The sequence below is a fragment of the Actinomycetospora aeridis genome (genome assembly GCF_037400275.1).
GTDB lineage: Bacteria > Actinomycetota > Actinomycetes > Mycobacteriales > Pseudonocardiaceae > Actinomycetospora > Actinomycetospora aeridis.
In genome coordinates, this window is the sequence record NZ_JBBEGL010000002.1 from 949,019 (window position 1) to 968,636 (window position 19,618).

The 19,618-nt window shown below is 70.6% G+C and carries 15 protein-coding genes and 2 tRNA genes; 5 read left to right on the forward strand and 12 right to left on the reverse strand.

Annotated elements, in window-relative coordinates; genetic code table 11:
* Window positions 1-7: 7 nt before the first annotated feature.
* The 6 genes from WCD41_RS10160 to WCD41_RS10185 all read right to left on the reverse strand — a co-directional run bounded on the left by WCD41_RS10160 (window position 8) and on the right by WCD41_RS10185 (window position 7,648).
* Window positions 8-424 carry a PEP-utilizing enzyme gene (locus WCD41_RS10160; protein ID WP_337713273.1) on the reverse strand — a complete coding sequence of 139 codons (417 nt, stop codon included), beginning with the start codon at window positions 422-424 and terminating at the stop codon, window positions 8-10.
* Between the two features lie 591 nt (window positions 425-1,015).
* A complete protein-coding gene (locus WCD41_RS10165; protein WP_337713274.1) occupies window positions 1,016-1,978 on the reverse strand; it encodes an amidohydrolase family protein in 963 nt (320 codons plus the stop codon).
* 57 nt (window positions 1,979-2,035) lie between these two features.
* On the reverse strand, window positions 2,036-4,003 hold the full coding sequence (locus WCD41_RS10170; RefSeq protein ID WP_337713276.1) for an acetoacetate--CoA ligase: 1,968 nt from the start codon (window positions 4,001-4,003) through the stop codon (window positions 2,036-2,038).
* On the reverse strand, window positions 3,996-4,967 hold the full coding sequence (locus WCD41_RS10175; RefSeq protein ID WP_337713277.1) for a VOC family protein: 972 nt from the start codon (window positions 4,965-4,967) through the stop codon (window positions 3,996-3,998). The genes WCD41_RS10170 and WCD41_RS10175 overlap by 8 nt, the downstream gene beginning before the upstream one ends.
* Before the next feature lie 14 nt (window positions 4,968-4,981).
* On the reverse strand, window positions 4,982-5,830 hold the full coding sequence (locus WCD41_RS10180; RefSeq protein WP_337713278.1) for a fumarylacetoacetate hydrolase family protein: 849 nt from the start codon (window positions 5,828-5,830) through the stop codon (window positions 4,982-4,984).
* 12 nt (window positions 5,831-5,842) lie between these two features.
* Window positions 5,843-7,648 (reverse strand): FAD-dependent monooxygenase, encoded by a 1,806-nt coding sequence (locus WCD41_RS10185; RefSeq protein WP_337713279.1) that lies wholly within the window; start codon window positions 7,646-7,648, stop codon window positions 5,843-5,845.
* Window positions 7,649-7,775: 127 nt separating this feature from the next.
* Between WCD41_RS10185 and WCD41_RS10190 the strand changes: the two genes are divergently transcribed.
* Window positions 7,776-8,474 carry a FadR/GntR family transcriptional regulator gene (locus WCD41_RS10190; RefSeq protein WP_337713363.1) on the forward strand — a complete coding sequence of 233 codons (699 nt, stop codon included), beginning with the start codon at window positions 7,776-7,778 and terminating at the stop codon, window positions 8,472-8,474.
* A 205-nt stretch (window positions 8,475-8,679) separates the two neighbouring features.
* On the opposite strand, the gene WCD41_RS10195 is transcribed toward WCD41_RS10190, so the two are convergent.
* Window positions 8,680-8,752, reverse strand: a tRNA-Ala gene (locus WCD41_RS10195).
* Window positions 8,753-8,756: 4 nt separating this feature from the next.
* Window positions 8,757-8,870, reverse strand: a complete 114-nt coding sequence (locus WCD41_RS10200) for a DLW-39 family protein (protein WP_337713280.1) — start codon at window positions 8,868-8,870, stop codon at window positions 8,757-8,759.
* Between the two features lie 284 nt (window positions 8,871-9,154).
* Here WCD41_RS10200 and WCD41_RS10205 point away from each other — a divergent pair, with 284 nt between their 5' ends.
* The 4 genes from WCD41_RS10205 (at window position 9,155) to WCD41_RS10220 (ending at window position 12,184) form a co-directional block, all read left to right on the forward strand.
* A complete protein-coding gene (locus WCD41_RS10205) occupies window positions 9,155-10,348 on the forward strand; it encodes a Tm-1-like ATP-binding domain-containing protein (RefSeq protein ID WP_337713281.1) in 1,194 nt (397 codons plus the stop codon).
* Window positions 10,345-11,184, forward strand: coding sequence for a phosphoenolpyruvate hydrolase family protein (locus WCD41_RS10210; RefSeq protein WP_337713282.1), 840 nt, complete (start codon window positions 10,345-10,347; stop codon window positions 11,182-11,184). The genes WCD41_RS10205 and WCD41_RS10210 overlap by 4 nt, the downstream gene beginning before the upstream one ends.
* A 25-nt stretch (window positions 11,185-11,209) precedes the next feature.
* On the forward strand, window positions 11,210-11,656 hold the full coding sequence (locus tag WCD41_RS10215; protein ID WP_337713283.1) for an SRPBCC family protein: 447 nt from the start codon (window positions 11,210-11,212) through the stop codon (window positions 11,654-11,656).
* A 120-nt stretch (window positions 11,657-11,776) separates the two neighbouring features.
* Window positions 11,777-12,184 (forward strand): histone-like nucleoid-structuring protein Lsr2, encoded by a 408-nt coding sequence (locus WCD41_RS10220; RefSeq protein ID WP_337713284.1) that lies wholly within the window; start codon window positions 11,777-11,779, stop codon window positions 12,182-12,184.
* 78 nt (window positions 12,185-12,262) lie between these two features.
* Here the strand turns inward: WCD41_RS10220 and WCD41_RS10225 are convergent.
* The 4 genes from WCD41_RS10225 to gyrB all read right to left on the reverse strand — a co-directional run bounded on the left by WCD41_RS10225 (window position 12,263) and on the right by gyrB (window position 19,548).
* A tRNA-Ile gene (locus WCD41_RS10225) sits at window positions 12,263-12,336 on the reverse strand.
* A gap of 54 nt (window positions 12,337-12,390) precedes the next feature.
* Window positions 12,391-13,488 (reverse strand): DUF3566 domain-containing protein, encoded by a 1,098-nt coding sequence (locus WCD41_RS31115; protein WP_373695098.1) that lies wholly within the window; start codon window positions 13,486-13,488, stop codon window positions 12,391-12,393.
* A gap of 54 nt (window positions 13,489-13,542) precedes the next feature.
* A complete protein-coding gene (gene gyrA / locus WCD41_RS10235; protein WP_337713285.1) occupies window positions 13,543-17,322 on the reverse strand; it encodes an intein-containing DNA gyrase subunit A in 3,780 nt (1,259 codons plus the stop codon).
* A gap of 201 nt (window positions 17,323-17,523) precedes the next feature.
* Entirely contained in the window at window positions 17,524-19,548 is a 2,025-nt protein-coding gene (gyrB, locus tag WCD41_RS10240; RefSeq protein ID WP_337713286.1) for a DNA topoisomerase (ATP-hydrolyzing) subunit B, read from the reverse strand.
* Window positions 19,549-19,618: the final 70 nt, after the last annotated feature.

The following is a 19,618-nucleotide window of genomic DNA, read 5'->3' on the forward strand; positions in this document are numbered from 1 at the left end:
CCGCCGCTTACTCCGCCACCACCCGGCCGGTCTCGTTGTCGGTGCAGTCGAGCCGGACCTGCTTGCCGTCGAGCTCGCGCGCGATCTCCTCGAAGTGCGACTCGTCGGTGGAGCCGACGACGTAGCGGGAGTCGCTGCTCGTGAGGTGGGCCGTCATGACGCACGGGGTCTGGAACTCGCGCGAGAGGATGCCGAGGTGCGACTCGGGCGCCCCCGACATCGTGATCACCCCGATGGCACCCATGCTCAGCGCCGGCGCCAGGAACGTCGTCGTCCCGCCGCGTACCAGCAGGATGTGCTCCTTGAGCTTCCCGGACTGGATCAGCTGGATCACGTCGGACGGCGACGACAGGTACTTCACCGTCCCCGACGGGGACTTGGACGTGTCGAAGACGTTGTAGCCCTCGGCGAGGACGTCGGCCATGGAGTTCCTCCTCGAACCACTGAGGTGTGCGGGCGGAGGCCAGCTCGGTCGACTGTTCCTCTCCGCGTTGCCCAGGTCACAGTGCCCTGGATCACCTTGCGAGCCGATGGAGAGCGCGGACAAAAGACGTTCGCGGGGTTGTCTGGGTCGGATAGGAGCGCGTCATGACGGCGACGTCTCGTCCCGACCTGCCGGCCGCGGGTGAGACCACCGAACCCGAGACGGCCGAGCACACCCCCGGCGTGCTCCACGAGCGGTCGCGCATCGAGAAGGTGGTGGTCGGGCGACCGGAACTCGCTCGCACGGGCTGGCCGTGCCACCGAGTAGCGCTCCGTCTCGCGTCACGCCACAGCCGAAGTGACCCTTAGGCGACGTCGCCGTCAGGGCGCTTGTCCAGGTCACCGTGGGTGGAGACGAAGGGAATCGAACCCTCAACCCCCGCCTTGCAAAGATGGCCGACCACGTTCACAAGGGCCTCTACCAGCAACAACGTTCTCCAGGTCCGCGACCCCGTGCACATCATCACCACCGGCTACCGCCGTTTCGCGTCACAGGACGTGTCATGCAGACCGCGAGTGCATGGCGGGACCGTCAGCGGTCGAGGCGTGGGAACAGCGCGGCGGCGTTGTCGCGGTCGATCGCTGAGTGGATCGACGGCAGGGACGCGGTGTGCGTGAGGTACTCGTCGAGCCCGTCGGTGAAGTAGGTGACGACGTTGTCGGGGGCGAAGGGCCAGTCGCTGCCGTAGAGGATGTGGTCCGGGCGTGCGAAGGCGAGCAGCGAGGGCAGCGCCGACGGGCTGCCGGACAGGGCGGTGTCGTAGTAGAACCTGCGGAAGTCCTCGAGGACGTCGCCGATGTCGCGACCGACGTCGAGGGCCATGCCGGTGGCCATGCGGTGCGCGGCGTAGGGCACGAGCCCGCCGGCGTGGGAGAGGATCATCCGTAGGTCGGGGTGGCGGGCGACGACGCCGTTGCGGACCAGGAGGTAGGCCGCACGGGACGTGTCGAGCAGGAAGTCCGCGGCGAAGGGCGGGATGCCCTCGACCGGCGCGGCGGGCAGCTCGGCGGGGTGGATGAAGACCACGAGGTTGCGGCGGTCGAGCTCGGCCATGACCGGGTCGAAGGCCGGCTCACCGAGGTAGGTGCCCCGGTGGTTGGCCAGGAGCACCACGCCGTCGGCATGCAGTTCGTCGTCGGCGTGGGCGATCGCGTCGAGGGCGGCGTCGACGTCGGGCAGGGGCACCGAGGCGAACATCCCGAACCGGTCGGGCCGGTCTTTCACCAGTTCGGCGTGGGCGTCGTTGAGCCGGGCGGTGAGCTCGCGAGCCTCGACGGGATCGCCGAGGTGGGTTCCCGGGGTGGACAGCGAGAGGACGCCGGTGGCGATGCGGTGCTCGTCCATCATCGCGACCGCGGATTCAGGACTCCACGAGGGCAGTGCCCGCCCGCCGGCTTCGGCGATGCCGTGACGCCGCAGGGCCGCGAGGAAGTCGGGCGGGAGCAGGTGCTGGTGGACGTCGATGCGACCGGGGGTCGCGTGGGGAATGCTCATGGCGTTCTCCTCGTCCTGTTGTGATCAATCATCCGAGCGCCGTGCGGGCCGGCGTGGTCAGGGTTCGGCCCGGTCGGTGAAGGCGCCGATCGAGGCGTAGTCGTGGACCGAGTCCGGGCTGATCACGTCGGCGACCGGGTGGCCGCGAAGGATCTTCTTGATGGGCGCCTCGAGCTTCTTCCCGGTCAGGGTGCGGGGCACGGCGGGAACGGCGTCGATGATGTCCGGGACGTGGCGGGGGGAGAGCTGTCGGCGCAGCGCGCGGCGGACCCGGTCCCGGAGTCCGTCGTCGAGCTCGGCGCCGGGTGTGAGGGCGAGGAACAACAGGAGTCGGCCCGGGCCGCCCTCGGAATCCTCGAGATGGACGACGAGGCTGTCGGCGATCTCGGGGAGCTCCTCGACCACGGCGTAGAACTCGGCGGTGCCGAGCCGCACGCCACCGCGGTTGAGGGTGGCATCGGAGCGTCCGCTGATCACGAAGCTCCGGTGCGCGGAGACGGTGACCCAGTCGCCGTGGTGCCAAACGCCGGGGTAGGTCTCGAAGTAGGTCGAGCGGTAGCGCCGATCGTCGGGGTCGTTCCAGAAGCGCACCGGCATCGAGGGCATCGGCTTGCGGATGACCAGTTCGCCGAGGCTGCCCACGACTTCCCGGCCGTCAGGGTCGAAGGCGGTGGCATCCACCCCGAGGCAGGGTCCGGAGAGCTCACCGCGGTAGACCGGCAGCCACGGGGAGCCGCCGACGAAACCCGAGCAGACGTCGGTGCCGCCGCTGACGGAGTTGACCAGCAGGTCCGGTCCGAACTGCTCCTGGACCCAGTCGAACCCGGCCTCGGGCAGCGGAGCGCCGGTGACGCCCAGGGTGCGCAGGGAGGACAGGTCGAGGTCGCGGGTCGGTTCGACGCCCGACCTGCGGCAGGCCATGAGGTAGCCGGGACTGGTGCCGATCAGCGTTGCTCGGGTGGCGGCGGCGATCCGCCACTGCTCCAGCAGGTCCGGGAAGGTCGGGTTGCCGTCGACGAGCACGACCGCGGCTCGGCGGAGCAGGGCCGAGACGAGGAGGTTCCACATCATCCACGCGGTCGTGGTGAACCAGAGGAAACGGTCGTCGGGCCGGGTGTCCATGCTCAGGGCGTGGCTCTTGAGGTGCTCGAGCAGGATGCCACCGTGACCGTGCACGATCGCCTTCGGCAGTCCGGTGGTGCCTGAGGAGAACAGCACGTAGAGCGGGTGGTCGAACGGGACGGCGTCGAAGGTGAGCGGGCCGGCGTCGGCGGTGAGCTCGTCCCAGGGAATCGCGTCCCCTGTGGCGAAGGGGCCGTACGGGACGCCCACGACGTGCTCGACGGTGGGCAGCCCGGCGCGAATGGCCGCCACGTCGGCGGCCTTGTCGATCATCTTGTCGCCGTAGCGGTAGCCGCCGACGGTGAGCAGGACCGTGGGTTCGAGCTGGGCGAAGCGGTCGATCACGCTGCGGGCGCCGAACTCGGGCGCACAGGTGGCCCAGACGGCGCCGAGGGAGGCGCAGGCGAGGAACGCGACGAGGGTTTCGGGGATGTTGGGCAGGTAGGCGACGACCCGGTCCCCGCGGGTCACCCCGCAGCGTTGTAGCCCGGCGCGGGCGCGAGCGACCTGCTCGGCGAGCTCGCCGAAGGAGAGCTGCACCGGGTCGCGGGTCTGGGAGTGGGCGATCACCGCGGTCCGGTCGGTGTCGTCCGGGCCGCCGAGCATGTGTTCGGCGTAGTTCAGTCGAGCGCCGGGGAACCACCGGGCACCGGGCATGTCCCGGCTACCCAGGACCGTGTCGTAGCGGCCGCGGACACCGAAGTGGTCCCAGATCGAGGACCAGAAACCCTCCAGGTCGTTGACCGACCACGCCCACAGCTGCTGGTAGTCGGCGAAGTCCAGGCCGCGCTCGGTGGCCAGCCACCGCACGTAGTGGCCGATGCCGGTGGTGTCGAGCACGTCGTCGGCCGGGCGGCGCAGGACCGGGCCCGGATGGTTCTCCGCCGGGTCGGGCTCAGGCATCGTCGTGGGCGCCGGCCATGAGGTCGGCCAGGTCGTCGGGCTGCAGGAACGAGGGCGGCGGCGGGGGACCCCAGGAGTAGAGGCTCTTCTCGCCGGCCACGACACCGGGCTCCCAGATCTGGTCGTCGGGGATGCAGTCGATGTCGGAGTAGTACTCGGAGAAGTTCCCGGCCGGGTCGCGCAGGTACCAGAAGAAGTTCGAGCCGATGTAGTGGCGACCCAGCCCCCAGGTGTGTCGTTCGGGGTGGTTCTCCAGCATCGTCGTGGCGCCGCGTCCGACCTCGTCGACGTCGTCGACCTCCCATGAGCTGTGGTGCAGGAAGCTGACCGGGGCCTGCTGGACCAGCACGTTGTGGTGATCGGTGGAGCACCGCATGAACGAGGCCAGGCCGGGGGCTTCGTCGCTGACCTTGAAACCCAGTCCCTGGGTGAAGAAGCGCTGGGTGGCGTTCTGGTCGACCGACCCGAACACGACGTGCCCCAGCTTGCGGGGGCGGACCGGGTCGGGCCGCAGGATGCCCGGGGCGCGCACGCCGGGGCGCTGGGCATCGCCCGGGGCGTTGTAGGGCGGGGTCGGAGTGGTGGCCTGCTGGATGCGGGGCGCGACCGAGACGACCACCTGCAGTCCGGTGGCCGGGTCGACCGCGCGCACGCTGTCGCCCTCGCGGTGTGCGGTGATCTCGAGGCGGGCCAGTGACGCCGCGATGCGGTCCAGGTCGTCCGGGTCATCGACCCCGACACCCAGCGACATCAGGCGCCGCCGTGAGCTGTGGCGCACTTCGAGTTGCCGGCCGCCGTCGACGGTGGCGAAGCGGTGGACGGCGTCCGGGTCGGGGGTCGGGGTCGTCTCGCCGTAGACGGAGGCGACGTGCTCGGGGACGAGTCCGAACTCGGTGTAGTAGCCGGCGGTCTCGGCGACGTTCGGGACGCCGATGACGATGTCGGTGAGGCGGTGCAAGCTCATCGTCGCTGGTCCTCTCAAGCGCTCACGAGCTGATGACGCATGGTGCCGATGCCCTCGATGCTGGTGACGAGTTCGTCGCCGGCGGCGAGGAAACGCTTCGGGGTGCGGCCTGCGCCGACCCCGGCGGGGGTGCCGGTGAAGATGACGTCACCGGGCTGGAGTTCGAGCACGGCCGAGAGCTCTGCGATGAGCTGCGGCACGGTGAACACGAGGTCGCTGGTGCGGCCCTTCTGGACGGATTCGCCGTTGACCGCGCATCCCAGGGCGATGTCGTCGCGATCGCCGAGCTCGTCGGGGGTGACCAGCCACGGCCCGGTCGGGCCGAAGCCGGGGAAGGACTTGCCGAGGCTGAACTGTGGTGCGGGTCCGGCGCCCTGGACGGTGCGCTCGGAGAGGTCCTGTCCGGCGGTGAGCCCGGCGACGTGGTCCCAGCCGCGCTCGGCCGGCACCCGCCGAGCCCGCGTGCCGATGACCGCGACGAGCTCGACCTCCCAGTCGACGGTCGGGCCGGCGAGGACGACGTCGTCGTAGGGGCCGGTGAAGCTGCCGACGAACTTGGTGAACACGGTGGGGGTGTCCGGGAGCGCGAGTCCCGCCTCGGCGGCGTGGTCGCGGTAGTTGAGGCCGATCGCGAAGACCTGGGCGGGGCGGGGCGCCGGGGCGCCGAGCTCGCGGGGGTCGAAGGCCCGCGCCTGGCTCGTGTCCGCCGAGGGCGCCCAGGCGAGGAACTCCTGCCACCGGGGGTAGATCGCCTGGGGGTCGGCGGAGAACAGGCCGTTGCTGGCCGACTCCACGTCGAGGGCCGTGCCGGCGTTGTCGTCGACGACCAGGACGAGACGTTCGTTCAGATTGGCGATGCGCATGGTGTCGTCTCCTCAGGCGGTGGAGGTGGAAAGAATCTGGGTCACGGCCGCGGTCAGGACGCCGAGCGGGTCGTCGACGGACCCGGCGGATCGGAACCCGACGTAGCGGTCCGGGCGCACCAGGACCGCGCCGTCGGCGGCGATGCCGCGGTTCTTCAGCCACGCGCAGCGCACGTCCACGAAGTCGATGTCGGGGTGCTCGGCGTCGAGCATCCCGACCCGGCCGGCCCGCAGGGCCAGGCCGGACTCGGCGGCGAGCTTGTCGGCCGCCTCGACCCAGGCCTGGCCGTTCTCCCCGGCCAGCAGCACGAAGTGACCGCCGTCGACCAGCGTGCCGAGCGCGAGTCGCTCACCGCCGCGTTCGACCCAGGCGTGCGGGAGCGGGTGCCCGGGCTTGGTGGAGGGCTCGTAGAGCCGCACCGGGTCGAGCGGGACGTACGGGGCGGAGCCGTCGTCGACGACGGCGGTGGAGGCCGCCGCGTCGTAGGTGTAGCCGAACTCCACGTTGTGGTGGCGGAACTCGATGGTCTGCGACCCGATCGCGCAGTTGAGGGCGTGGCGTTTCTCCTGCGAGCGGGGCAGGTCCTCCCACAGCGGCCGGACCTCGTCCCAGTTCTGTTCGGGGGTCTTCTCCGGTGAGAGCTCGAGCGCCGCGTCGATGGTGAAGTGGTTCATCGCGGCCTTGACCGCGGCCTCGACGTTGGCCCCGTCGACCGGGCGCCGCTCCGCCTCGTAGGTGTCGAGCAGGGCTTCTCCTGCCTGTCCGTTCAGGACGGCGGCGAGCTTCCAGGTCAGGTTGTAGGCGTCGTGGACCGCGCTGTTGAGTCCCAGCCCGCCCGTCGGCGGGTGACGGTGCGCGGCGTCGCCGAGCAGGAACACCCGGTCGCGCCGGAAGGAGTCCGCGAGGACACCTTCCATGATCCAGGGGCTGATGTGGTGGATGGTCGGGTCGAAGTCGGGGATGCCCAGCGCCGCGCGAATGCGCTCAAGAATCTTGGCCGGGTCGTCGGCGTCCGGGTCGTCGACGGCGAACGAAAGGTGGAAGACCCACTCCTCGGACTCGGTGCCCCAGTGGTCCGGGCCCATCGCCACGAGGATTCCCGAGGCCCACGAGCCACCGAAGTCGGGGTTGACCAGCCAGCGGATCAGCACATCGGGGTCGGACAGGTGCGCGGAGAGGTCGGCCGAGAGGTGGGTCGACACCATCCGCATGAGGTTGGTCTGACCGCTCATGCCCACACCGATCAGTTCGCCGACGGTCCGTCCGCCGTCGGCGCCGATCACGTATTGGCTGCGCACGGTGTATCGCTCGTCGCTGTCGCGGTCGAGCACGACCGCGGTGACGCCGTCGGCGTCCTCGGTCAGCTCGAGCAGCTCGTGGTGGAAGCAGATGCTGGCGGCCGCGTACGACTCGGCGTGCGCCTTGAGGATCGGCTCGAGACGGATCTGAGGCAGGTTCGCCGTGCGGCACGGGCTCGCGGCGATGAAGTCCGGGTCGGTGTATCCCCCACCCCAGACCTCGAGCCCACCGAGCCGGCGCCCGTACCCGTCGTGGGAGCCGCTGACGCCGGCGTACCAGCCGGTGGCCTTCATGTTCTCCGCGGGCGTGCTCCGCCGGAAGATCTCGGGAGCCACCCCGAGCTCGGTGAAGATCTCCATCGTGCGCTGGTTGAGCACGTGCGCCTTGGGCAGGATCGAGGTCCCCGCGTGGCGGGAAATCAGCAGCGACGGAACCCCGAGATGCGACAGCAGCATCGAGGCGGTCAGACCACCTCCGCCGCCACCGACGATCAACACAGGGGTGTAGGTCTCACGCATCACGTCCTCCTCGACGGCCCGACCTCAATCCAGCATGATGAATATGGTTAGTGAGTATCGGAACGATGCTCGCGATCTGTCAAGGCATGCGGCATAATCATCATGGTTTTTAGAGAGGGAGGTGGGCATGGCCAGCGATCTGATGAGCGATGGGGCGACGTCGCGGACCGAACGGGCAGCTCAGCGCATCGCCGAGCTGGTCCATGACAGGGAGCCGGGCGCCCGGCTGGGCACGAAGGGCGAGCTACGCGAGCTCTGCGGGGTCTCGGTCGGCACCTTCAACGAGGCCCTGCGAGTCGTCCAGGCGCGCGGGCTCGTCGTGGTCCGGCCCGGCCCCGGTGGCGGGTTGTTCGCCGCCGAGCAGTCCCCGATGGTCCGGCTCGGCAACTCCGTGCTGGCCATCGACGCCGACGCCTCGTCGGTGGCCGAGGCCGTCCGCATCCGCGATGCCCTCGATCCGCTGCTCATCGCCGACGCCGCGTGGCACTCCTCGCCGGCCGACATCGCCGGCTACCGCAAGCAGATCGCCGCCATGTCCGAAGCGGTCGACGCCGTCGACCCGGACGCCTTCATGCGGGCCAACTGGCGACTCCACGAGCTGTTCGCCGAGGTCAACCCGAGCACGGTGCTGCGACCGATCTACATGGGCCTCATCGAGATGATCAAAGGCCACACGGTCGCTGTCCTACCGGCCGACGACCAACCGATCACCGAGGTCATGTCTGATCGCTACCGCATCCACGCGGGGCTCGTCGACGCCATCGCGGACCGCGACAACGAGCTTCTCGACGACCTGATCCGCCAGCACAGCGTCAAGCACGACTGACCGCCGGAGCCCGGAAACGCGGCTGTATGGCGAGTGACGTCCGTCCTCCCCGCTAAGCCCGCGGGGAGAGCGGACGAAGTGCTCGATACCGCCGTCGCATGATGAGGCTGGAGTCGACTGGAGTCGACGCCGAGCACCGCCTCGATCTCGTGTCACGTCCGGACAGGAAGATCGCCCGAGTTGGCGTTATCGCAGGTCACAGCGGTGGAGACGAAGGGAATCGAACCCTCAACCCCCGCCTTGCAAAGGCGGTGCTCTGCCAATTGAGCTACGTCCCCCGGGTCAGGCCGAGGCGGTCGCCTCGCGCCAGACGTCCTTCGTGGGTCGCTGCTCGCGCTGACGGCGCAGGAGCACCACGGCCCCGGCGGCCAGGGCGAGAGTCACGAGCGCCTTCATCGCACCCCTTCCCCATGACGACCCGGTCCACGGTACCGCAGCACCTCGTCGAGCCCGTCCGCCGCACGCGAGCGGCACCTTGCGCATGATCGAGAGGCCCGCAGACCTGCCGGACGTGCCGCTCGCCCGGCGACCGATTCCGGCGAAGGGCGCCCACCGCCCGTCTATGCGAGCGAAGGTGCCCTTCGGTCAGAACCGGCGGTGATCGTCCCGCGCCCTCGCGCCGCGCCTGCTCCGAGCGGTAGGACTCACCCCGGACGAGGGCGTCGTGGACGGGAGCGCGCATGGCCGGGACGGGTCGGGCCTACGTGGTGGGCACGTTCGACACGAAGGGCGAGGAGCTGCGGTACGTCGCGGGGCTCCTGCGGGACGCGGGACACGCGGTGACGACGGTGGACGTCGGCACCACCGACCCCGACGCGAGCACGGCCGACGTCGGGCCCCGGGACATCGCCGGCGCCGAGGCGTTCACCGGCGACCGCGGTAGCTCGGTGTCGGCGATGAGCGCCGCGCTCGAGCGCTGGCTGCCGGGGCGCGACGACCTCGCCGGGGTGCTCGCCCTCGGCGGGTCGGGCGGCACCGCGCTCGTGACCCCCGCGCTGCAGCGGCTGCCGGTCGGCGTCCCCAAGATCGTGGTGTCGACGGTGGCGTCGGGCAACGTCGCGCCCTACGTCGGCGCGGTCGACCTGACGCTCATGTACTCGGTCACCGACGTCGCCGGGCTCAACCGGATCAGCCGGCGCGTGCTGGGCAACGCCGCGCACGCGCTCGGCGGGATGATCGCCGCGGAGCCGCCGGCGGCACAGGACAAGCCGGCCCTCGGGCTGACGATGTTCGGGGTCACGACGCCCTGCGTCACCGCCGTGACCGAGGCGCTCGACGACCGCTGGGACTGCCTCGTCTTCCACGCCACCGGCACCGGCGGGCGCGCCATGGAGAAGCTCGTCGACGACCGGCTCGTCGAGGCCGTGGTCGACGTGAGCACGACCGAGATCGCCGACCTGGTCGTCGGCGGGATCATGGCCGCCACCGAGGACCGCCTCGGCGCGATCGCGCGCACCGGCGTGCCGTGGGTCGGCTCGGTGGGCGCGCTGGACATGGTCAACTTCGGCGCGCCGGACACCGTCCCCGAGCGGTTCCGGGGCCGCACGCTCTACGAGCACAACGCCCAGGTCACGCTCATGCGCACCACGGCCGAGGAGAACCGCGCGGCCGGGGAGTTCCTCGCCGACCGGCTCAACGCCTGCCCCGGTCCGGTGCGCCTCGTGCTGCCCACCGGCGGGGTCTCGGCGCTCGACGCGCCCGGCCTGCCCTTCGCCGACCCCGACGCCGACGCCGCGCTGTTCGACACCCTGCGCGAGCACGTCCGCACCGACGACACCCACCGGATCATCGAGAGCCCGCACCACGTCAACGACCCCGAGTTCGCCGCGACGCTCGTCGCCGCGCTCGAGGAGATCACCGGAGGACGCCCGTGACCCGCGCCGAGATCCTGGAGCGACTGCGCGCCAAGGTCGATCGCGGCGAGCCGATCGTCGGCGGCGGCGCCGGCACCGGCCTGTCCGCGCGCTGCGAGGAGGAGGGCGGGATCGACCTCATCGTCATCTACAATTCCGGCCGATACCGCATGGCCGGGCGCGGTTCACTGGCAGGATTGCTCGCCTACGGCAACGCCAACGACATCGTGGTCGAGATGGCGCGCGAGGTCATCCCGGTGGTGCACCACACACCGGTCCTCGCCGGCGTGAACGGCACCGATCCGTTCCTCATCCGCCCCCGCTTCCTGCGCGAGCTCCGCGAGCTCGGGTTCGCCGGCGTCCAGAACTTTCCGACCGTCGGCCTCATCGACGGCACCTTCCGGGTGAATCTGGAGGAGACGGGGATGGGCTTCGACCGCGAGGTCGAACTCATCGCCGCAGCGCACGACGCCGATCTGCTCACCACCCCGTACGTGTTCTCCACCGACGACGCCCGCGCGATGACCGCGGCCGGCGCCGACATCGTCGTGTGCCACATGGGACTGACCACCGGCGGGACGATCGGTGCACAGACGGCGAAATCGCTGGACGACTGCGTCGCCCTCGTCGACGAATGGGCCGACGCCGCGCGATCGGTCCGCGACGACGTCCTCGTCCTCGTGCACGGCGGGCCGGTCTCCTCACCCGACGACGCCGCGTACGTGCTGTCCCGGACGCGCGCCTGCCACGGCTTCTACGGCGCCAGCAGCATGGAACGACTCCCCACCGAGCAGGCCCTGACCGCCACGACGCGCGCGTTCGTCGACCTGCGCCCCGGCACCACCGACCGGCCCTGACCACCAGCCGTCCAGGAGGACCGACATGCCCCACGCCATCAGCAGCACCGTCGTCCCGGCCGACGCGGACACCGTGTGGCGCGTGATCCGCGATTTCGACGGACTCCCCACCTGGCACCCTGCGATCACGACGAGCGAGCTCGAGGGCGGGGCGATCGCCGATCAGGCCGGCGCGATCCGCCGCCTCACGCTCGGCGACGGCTCGACCGTGCGCGAAAGCCTCGTCGCTCTCGACGACCGCGAACGCCGCCTGACCTACGCGATCCTCGAATGCCCCTTCCCGGTCCGGGACTACCGATCGACGATCCACGTCCAGCCGGTGACCTCGACGGACGAATCCTTCGTCGTCTGGACGGTCCTCTTCGACTCCGACCTCGATGAGGCCGAACGGCTCAGCGCGTTCTTCGCACGGGATGTCTTCGGAACCGGACTGAGCGGTCTGGTCTCCCATTTGTCATCCACCGACGCGTGACGTCCGCTGCACGGAACTCCTCCCGTGTGAACGTCCCGTCCTTTCTTTGCTAATCTCGCGGGCACACCGAATAGGGGGCACCTCATCGGTTCGATGAAGTAGTGAGGAGTCACGCCAGCCATGGCACAGAAGACCATCGTCACCCTTGTCGACGACCTGACCGGCGAGGAGGCCGAGGACATCACGACCGTTGAGTTCGCACTCGACGGCGTGACCTACGAGATCGACCTCGACGACAAGAACAGCGCGCGACTGCGCGACGCACTCGCCGAGTACGTCTCGGCCGCGCGCCGCACCGGCGGTCGCCGCGCGAGCGGGGGCGGCCGGCGTCGATCCGGCGCCGGCACGGGCACCCCGCGGGCGACGTCCCCCGGCGGCTACGACCGAGAGACCTCCAAGCAGATCCGCGAATGGGCCAAGGCCCAGGGCTTCGAGGTGTCCGACCGTGGGCGCGTGCCCAACAACGTCGTCGAGGCGTGGGAGGCCCAGCGCAAGGGCGCCGACCACGCGGCGACCTTCTCGGGCTGAGACGAGCACCCGGACGACGACGGCCCCGGAGCGCGGAGCTCCGGGGCCGTTCGTGTCGGTGGGGGTGCACCGTGAGGGTGGGCCCAGCTGGATTTGAACCAGCGACCTCGTCGTTATCAGCGACGCGCTCTAACCAACTGAGCTATGGGCCCTAGCGAGGTGCGGACGCCACGGTACCCGACGGTCACCGTGCGTCCCGCACCGGGCTAGTCGCGCTCGGAGAGCGTGACCTCGATGCCGCCGGCGACGTCGGCGGAGATGTTGTAGATGAACGCCGAGACGCTCGCGAGCGCCGTGAACAGGATGATGTTCACGACCCCGATGACCGCCGCGACGCCGAACACCCCGCCCGCGGAGATCAGCTCGCCGCCGCCGCCGGAGTCGGAGGTGAGGTCCTGGTAGGTGCCGTTGAGCTGCGCCCAGACACCCATGCCGTCGAGCACCGCGTAGAGCACGCCGACCGCGAACATCCACACGAAGAACAGCGCGACGCCCAGCACGAGCGCGAGCTTCAGCACCGACCACGGGTCGAACCGGCGGACCTGCAGGCTCGCCCGCCGCGGCGCCTTCCCGCTGCGGGGCCGGCCGGCCGAGAGCTCGGCGACGTCGTCGGGCTCGCGACGGGGCTCGTCGTCCTCACGGTTGCGCAGGCCCAGCTGCTCCGGGGAGAGCTGGTTGGTCGGCGCGTCGATCCCGGACGCGTTCGTGCCCCCCGGGCGGGACGTGCCCCCCGCGGGCGCCGTGCGCGCCGCGATCGGGATGCCGCCCGACGGCGTGCCGGTGCCGTCCCCGGGCGGGCGGCCGTAGCCGGGGCCGCCCTGGGGTCCCGGACCTCCGGGGGCGCCCGGACCCCCCGGACTGCCGGCCCGCGGGAACGGTCCGGACGGCGGGTGCTGACCACCGGGACCACCGGGGCCGGGACGCGGCTGGCCCGCCGCGGGGGTGGGCGGCCCGGGAGGCCGCCCCGTCGGGATCGGGCCCGAGGGCGGGCCGGTCGCCGCGCCACCGCGCTGCCACGGCGGCGGTGGGCCGGCCGGCCCACCGCCCGACGCCGTGTCGCCGGCGTCGGCGGACGCGCCCGACCCGGACCCGGAACCGGACTCACCGTTCCCGGCGGGCTCGGCGCCGGAGCCCTCGTCGACGGCGTCGACGCGGGTGGTCGACTCCGCCTCCCCGTTCCGCTCGACGTCCGCGCCGGGAGCGGACTCCTGCGTGCTCGTCCGCGTCCCGCCCCCGCCGGACGTCGCCGACGACTCCGACGACGTCGCGGGGTCCGGGTCGTCCGGCTTGCTCGGTGTGCTCACGGAAGGACTCGTCTCGTCGGTCGGTGACGGCGGTCTGGAGGGATCACGCGTCGATCAGGGCTGGGGCTGGGAGGACGCCGAGCCGCCGGCGTCGGGGTCGGCCGCCTCCTCGGCGTTGCGCGCGATCGCGAGCAGGGTGCCGTTCTCCCCGAGGTTCATCAGGCGCACGCCCTTCGTCTGGCGACCCGCCTTGCGGACCTCCTTGGCCGTCGTCCGGATCACCCCGCCACTCGTCGTGATCGCGTAGAGCTCGTCGTCCAGCTCGACGATGAGCGCGCCGACGAGGGTCCCGCGGCGACGGTCGTACTGCAGCGTCAGGACACCCTTGCCGCCCCGACCCTGCACCGGGTACTCGTCGATCGGCGTGCGCTTCGCGTAGCCGCCACCGGTCGCGACCAGCAGGAACGTCCCCTCACGGACCACGCCGAGCGAGAGCAGCTCGTCGCCGGAGTTGAACCGCATGCCGGTGACGCCCGACGTCGCCCGCCCCATCGGGCGCAGCGCGTCGTCGGTGGCCGTGAACCGGATCGACTGGCCCTCGGCCGACACGAGCAGGAGGTCGTCCTCGCCGGAGCACAGCACCGCGCCGACCAGCTCGTCGTTCTCGCGCAGGTTGATGCCGATAAGGCCACCGGAGCGGTTGGAGTCGAAGTCGGTCAGGCGCGACTTCTTGACCAGCCCGGCCTTCGTCGCGAGCACCAGGTACGGCGCCGCGTCGTAGTCCTTGATGTGCATGACCTGGGCGATCTGCTCCTCGGGCTGGAACGCGAGGAGGTTCGCCACGTGCTGGCCGCGCGCGTTGCGGTTGGCCTCGGGCAGCTCGTAGGCCTTCGCCCGGTACACGCGGCCCTTGTTGGTGAAGAACAGCAGCCAGTCGTGCGTGGAGCAGACGAAGAAGTGCGCCACGAGGTCGTCCTGCTTGAGCGTCGCGCCCTGCACGCCCCGGCCGCCACGCTTCTGCGCGCGGTAGAGGTCGGTCTTGGTGCGCTTCGCGTAGCCGGTCCGCGTGATCGTGACGACGACGTCCTCGACGGCGATCAGGTCGGCGTCGGCGACCTCGCCGTCGTAGCCGACCAGCCGCGTCAGGCGGTCGTCGCCGTGCTTCTCCACGATCTCGCCGAGCTCGTCGCGGACGATCTGCCGCTGCCGGTCCGGGCGGGCGAGGATGTCCTCGAGGTCGCGGATCGTCTCCTCGATCTCGGCGAGCTCGTCGATGATCTTCTGACGCTCGAGGGCGGCGAGGCGCCGCAGCTGCATGTCCAGGATCGCCTGGGCCTGGATCTCGTCGATGTCGAGGAGGTCGATCAGGCCGGCGCGGGCGACGTCGACGGTCTCCGACGAGCGGATCAGGGCGATGACCTCGTCGAGGGCGTCCAGCGCCTTGACCAGGCCGCGCAGGATGTGGGCCCGCTCCTCGGCCTTGCGCAGGCGGTAGCGCGTGCGCCGCACGATGACGTCGATCTGGTGGCGGATCCAGTGCCGGATCATCTGGTCGAGCCGCAGGGTGCGCGGCACGCCGTCGACGATCGAGAGCATGTTGACGCCGAAGCTGTACTGCAGCTGCGTGTGCTTGTAGAGGTTGTTCAGCACGACCTTCGCGACGGCGTCGCGGCGCAGCGTGATGACGATGCGGCGGCCCACGCGGTCCGACGACTCGTCGTTGATCTCGGAGATGCCCTGGATGCGCCCGTCGCGCACCAGCGTCGCGATCGACTCGATCAGCGAGTCCGGGTTGACCTGGTAGGGCAGCTCGGTGACGACGAGGATCGTGCGCCCCTTGGCGTCCTCCTCGGCCTCCACCACCGCGCGCATGCGCACCGAGCCGCGGCCCGTGCGGTAGGCCGACTCGATGCCGTCGGTGCCGACCACCAGGCCGGCGGTGGGGAAGTCGGGCCCCTTGATGCGCGCCATGAGCGCCTCGAGGGTCTCCTCCTCGGAGGCCTCGGGGTTGTCCAGCGCCCACATCGCGCCGTCGGCCACCTCGCGCAGGTTGTGCGGCGGGATGTTCGTGGCCATGCCGACCGCGATCCCGGACGAGCCGTTGATCAGCAGGTTGGGCACCCGGCTGGGGAGCACGGCCGGCTCCTGGGTGCGGCCGTCGTAGTTGTCGACGAAGTCGACGGTCTCCTCGTCGATGTCGGCGAGCATCGACATCGCGAGGGGGGTCAGCCGGCACTCCGTGTTGTGGCTGACGAAGCCGTCGGAGAGGAAGGCGTGGTCGGTGGAGTCGACGCGGACGCTGAAGACGTCCCGCACCCCCGCGTCCGCGACGTCGGCGACCTCGGCGTAGTAGAAGCGCCCGTCGGTCAGCTCCTCGGCGATCGTCCGCGCGTCCGGCTCGTCGACGTGGGCGAGGATCTCCTCGCCGCCGAGCTCCCAGCGCTCGATGCGATCGACGTTGTGCCGCGCGAGCCACTGGCGCTTGCGGTCGTCGGTGGTGCCGTGGGCACGGAGGAACGCGCCGAGCCCGGGGACGTGGTCGGTCCCCAGCGCCCGGGTGGCCCTCGCCTCGGGGCCCAGGTTGCCGGCGAGCTTCTCCTGCTTGGCGCCGACGAAGCCGATGCGCGTCGCGAACAGGCGCGCGTCACGACGGTTGGTGAGCACGACCTTCCACTCACCGACGGCGTGGAAGTAGCGCTTGCTGACGATGCCGAACTCGAGCAGCAGGTTCTGGACGTCCTTGGCGAGCTGCTCGCTGCGCGTCGAGTACGACACCTGCACGGTGGTGCGCGGCAGCGACGAGCAGGAGCCGTCCCCGGTGAAGAGCGCCTGCAGGAAGAAGCGCTTGCGGGCGGCGCCGCCGGACCAGATGAACTCCGGCACGACCTTGGCGTCGCTGCGCTTCCCGGCGAGCTCGCCGAGCACGCTGCGACGCAGGGCGGTGAGGTCGTGGACGTCGAGCTCGTGCAGCGTCGAGCCCGAGGCGATGGTGCGCGACGAGACGTAGCGCGGACCGCCGACGGCCGTGTCGTAGGCCTGCAGCACGAGTCCGAAGAAGTCGGCGTCGACGTTGTTGACGCCGGCGCGGCCGGCCGAGACGAAGCCCTCCGAGACGAAGGCTCCGAGGGCGATCGCCGCGGCGGCCTCGCCCCACTCCGGGGCGCCGGGGTCGTCCGCGGGGGTGCGCGCGATCGCGACGCGGTCTCCGGGGCGGATCTCCTCGGCGAGCTTCCACAGCAGCGTCGGCACACCGACGACGTCGACGAGGCAGAGCACGGGGTGGTTGTGCGTCCCGGTGAGCTCGTAGCCCTCGCGGGTCGTGATCGTCAGGGTCGGGTGCTGCCCGGAGTGGAAGAACATCTCCGCGCGCACCGGATCGCCGTTGCGGTCGAGGAGCTTCTCGTCGATCGCGGTGTCGGAGTGCGGCGCGGCGCCGGGCGCGAGGTCGGCGATGCGCGGGCTGCCACCCTCGGCGCGGCGGACGCGGGTCTCGGCGACGAGGCAGTACCGCATCGCGGCGGCGGGGTCGTTGCCCGGCGAGCCGAAGTTGCCCTGACCGTCGATCAGCGGGTAGCGCATCGACCACGGCTGGGCCAGGCGCACGAGCGCGTCGTAGATCGCCGAGTCGCCGTGGGGGTGGTAGTTGCCCATGACGTCGCCGACGACGCGAGCGCACTTGACGTAGCTGCGGTCGGGCCGGAAGCCCGAGTCGTACATCGAGTACAGGACGCGGCGGTGGACCGGCTTGAGCCCGTCCTCCACGAGGGGCAGCGCGCGACCCACGATGACCGACATCGCGTAGTCGATGTAGGAGCGCTGCATCTCCTGCTGGATGTCGACCGGCTCGATGCGGTCGCCGGAACCACCACCGGGAGGCAGTGTCGTCTCGGTCACGCGGTGCTCACCCTCCTGGCGACCCACACACGAGGCGCCGGACACTGTCGATCCTATCGGGGCCGGGGTGGCTCCCCGGGCTCCCCCGGAGAACCCGCCGCGGCGTGTTGTCGCCGGTCAACGGGCCTGTCCGGGTCGGGACGGAACACCGGGTCCCCGTTGGTTCCACGGGAAACGCGGCGTGCCGTCCCTCGACCTCGACTACACGTCGAGGAACCGCACGTCCTTGGCGTTGCGGGTGATGAACGATCGACGGGACTCGACGTCCTCGCCCATCAGCACGCTGAAGAGCTCGTCCGCGGTGGCGGCGTCGTCCAGCGTCACCTGCATCATCTGGCGCGTGTCGGGGTCCATCGTGGTCTCCCAGAGCTCCTTGGCGTTCATCTCGCCGAGGCCCTTGTAGCGCTGGATGCCCTCGTCCTTGTTGATCTTCTTGCCGGCCGCGCGGCCGGCCTCGAGCAGGCCGTCGCGCTCGCGGTCGGAGTAGGCGAACTCGGGCTCCGCTCCGCGGCCGCTCCACTTGATCTTGTAGAGCGGGGGCATCGCCAGGAACACGTGACCGTTCTCGACCAGCGGGCGCATGAACCGGAAGAGCAGCGTCAGCAGCAGCGTGCGGATGTGCTGCCCGTCGACGTCGGCGTCGGCCATCAGCACGATCTTGTGATAGCGGAGCTTGGTCAGGTCGAACTCGTCGTGGATACCGGTGCCGAGCGCCGTGATGATCGACTGGACCTCGTTGTTCTTGAGGACGCGGTCGATGCGGGCCTTCTCGACGTTGATGATCTTCCCGCGGATCGGGAGGATCGCCTGGAACATCGAGTCGCGACCGGACTTCGCCGAGCCGCCCGCCGAGTCGCCCTCGACGATGTAGACCTCGCTGCGCTCCGGGTCGTTGCTGCGGCAGTCGGCGAGCTTGCCGGGCAGGCCGCCCAGGTCGCCGGCGGTCTTGCGGCGGACCAGCTCACGGGCCTTGCGCGCGGCGAGGCGGGCCTGCGCCGAGCCCACCGCCTTGTTGATGATGGTCTTCGCCTCGGCCGGGTTGGCCTCGAACCAGTCGGCGAGGTACTCGTTGCAGACCTTCTGGACGAACGAGCGGACCTCGGTGTTGCCCAGCTTGGTCTTCGTCTGGCCCTCGAACTGGGGCTCGGCCACCTTCACCGCGACGATCGCGGCGAGGCCCTCGCGGATGTCGTCGCCGGTGAGCGCCGGGTCCTTGTCCTTGATGAGCTTCTTGTCGCGCGCGTAGCGGTTGACCGTGGCCGTCAGCGCCGAGCGGAAGCCCTCCTCGTGGGTGCCGCCCTCGGTGGTGTTGATCGTGTTGCAGAACGTGTAGACGGACTCGGAGTAGCCCGAGTTCCACTGCATCGCGACCTCGACCTGGTGGCCGGTGCCCTCCGCCTCGAACCCGACCGGCTTGCGGTGGATCGGGTCCTTGGCGTGGTTGATGTGGGCGACGAAGTCCTCGAGGCCGCCGGGGTAGTGGAAGGTCCGCTCCTTGACCTTCGACACGTAGCCCTCGGCGTCCGGGGCCTCGTCGAGCTCGCCGCCTTCGCCGTCGGCGGCGCTCTCGGGCTTGCGCTCGTCGCGCACCGTGATGGTGAGGCCCTTGTTCAGGAACGCCATCTCCTGGAGGCGTCGCGAGACGGTCTCCAGGTTGTAGGTCGTGGTCTCGAAGATGCTCGGGTCGGCCCAGAACGTGATCGACGTGCCGGTCTTCTTCGTCTTCCCGGCGGCGACGAGCTCACCGGGCACCGAGCGGTCGTAGTGCTGGGTCCACACCTGCCCGTCGCGGTGGATCTCGACGTCGAGGGCGGTGGAGAGCGCGTTGACGACGCTGATGCCGACGCCGTGCAGACCGCCCGACACCGCATACGACTTGTCGTCGAACTTGCCGCCGGCGTGGAGCATCGTCAGCACCATCTCGACGGCCGGCTTCTTCTCGACCGGGTGCGTGTCGACCGGGATGCCGCGACCGTCGTCGACCACCGAGATGCCGCCGTCGGCGAGCAGCGTGACGTGGACGTACGACGCGTAGCCCGCCATCGCCTCGTCGACCGAGTTGTCGACGGCTTCCCAGATGAGGTGGTGGAGCCCGCGCTCACCGGTGGAGCCGATGTACATGCCGGGCCGCTTGCGAACGGCCTCGAGGCCCTCGAGGACGGTGATGGACGAGGCGCTGTAGTCCCCGTTGTTCTTCTTCTGGGCCGAGTTCGGTGCGGCTGCCACGGGCTCTGGTGTCTCCCTCGCGTGGACACGCTCCCGCACGTCTCGCGCGGGGGGTACGTATGTACCCATT

Excerpts from the sequence above, each read along its gene's own strand:
- WCD41_RS10160 (WP_337713273.1), bottom strand. The coding sequence starts at position 424 with ATGGCCGACGTCCTCGCCGAGGGCTACAACGTCTTCGACACGTCCAAG.
- WCD41_RS10165 (WP_337713274.1), bottom strand. The coding sequence starts at position 1,978 with ATGAGCATTCCCCACGCGACCCCCGGTCGCATCGACGTCCACCAGCAC.
- WCD41_RS10170 (WP_337713276.1), bottom strand. The coding sequence starts at position 4,003 with ATGCCTGAGCCCGACCCGGCGGAGAACCATCCGGGCCCGGTCCTGCGC.
- WCD41_RS10175 (WP_337713277.1), bottom strand. The coding sequence starts at position 4,967 with ATGAGCTTGCACCGCCTCACCGACATCGTCATCGGCGTCCCGAACGTC.
- WCD41_RS10180 (WP_337713278.1), bottom strand. The coding sequence starts at position 5,830 with ATGCGCATCGCCAATCTGAACGAACGTCTCGTCCTGGTCGTCGACGAC.
- WCD41_RS10185 (WP_337713279.1), bottom strand. The coding sequence starts at position 7,648 with ATGCGTGAGACCTACACCCCTGTGTTGATCGTCGGTGGCGGCGGAGGT.
- WCD41_RS10190 (WP_337713363.1), top strand. The coding sequence starts at position 7,776 with ATGGCCAGCGATCTGATGAGCGATGGGGCGACGTCGCGGACCGAACGG.
- WCD41_RS10200 (WP_337713280.1), bottom strand. The coding sequence starts at position 8,870 with ATGAAGGCGCTCGTGACTCTCGCCCTGGCCGCCGGGGCCGTGGTGCTC.
- WCD41_RS10205 (WP_337713281.1), top strand. The coding sequence starts at position 9,155 with ATGGCCGGGACGGGTCGGGCCTACGTGGTGGGCACGTTCGACACGAAG.
- WCD41_RS10215 (WP_337713283.1), top strand. The coding sequence starts at position 11,210 with ATGCCCCACGCCATCAGCAGCACCGTCGTCCCGGCCGACGCGGACACC.
- WCD41_RS10220 (WP_337713284.1), top strand. The coding sequence starts at position 11,777 with ATGGCACAGAAGACCATCGTCACCCTTGTCGACGACCTGACCGGCGAG.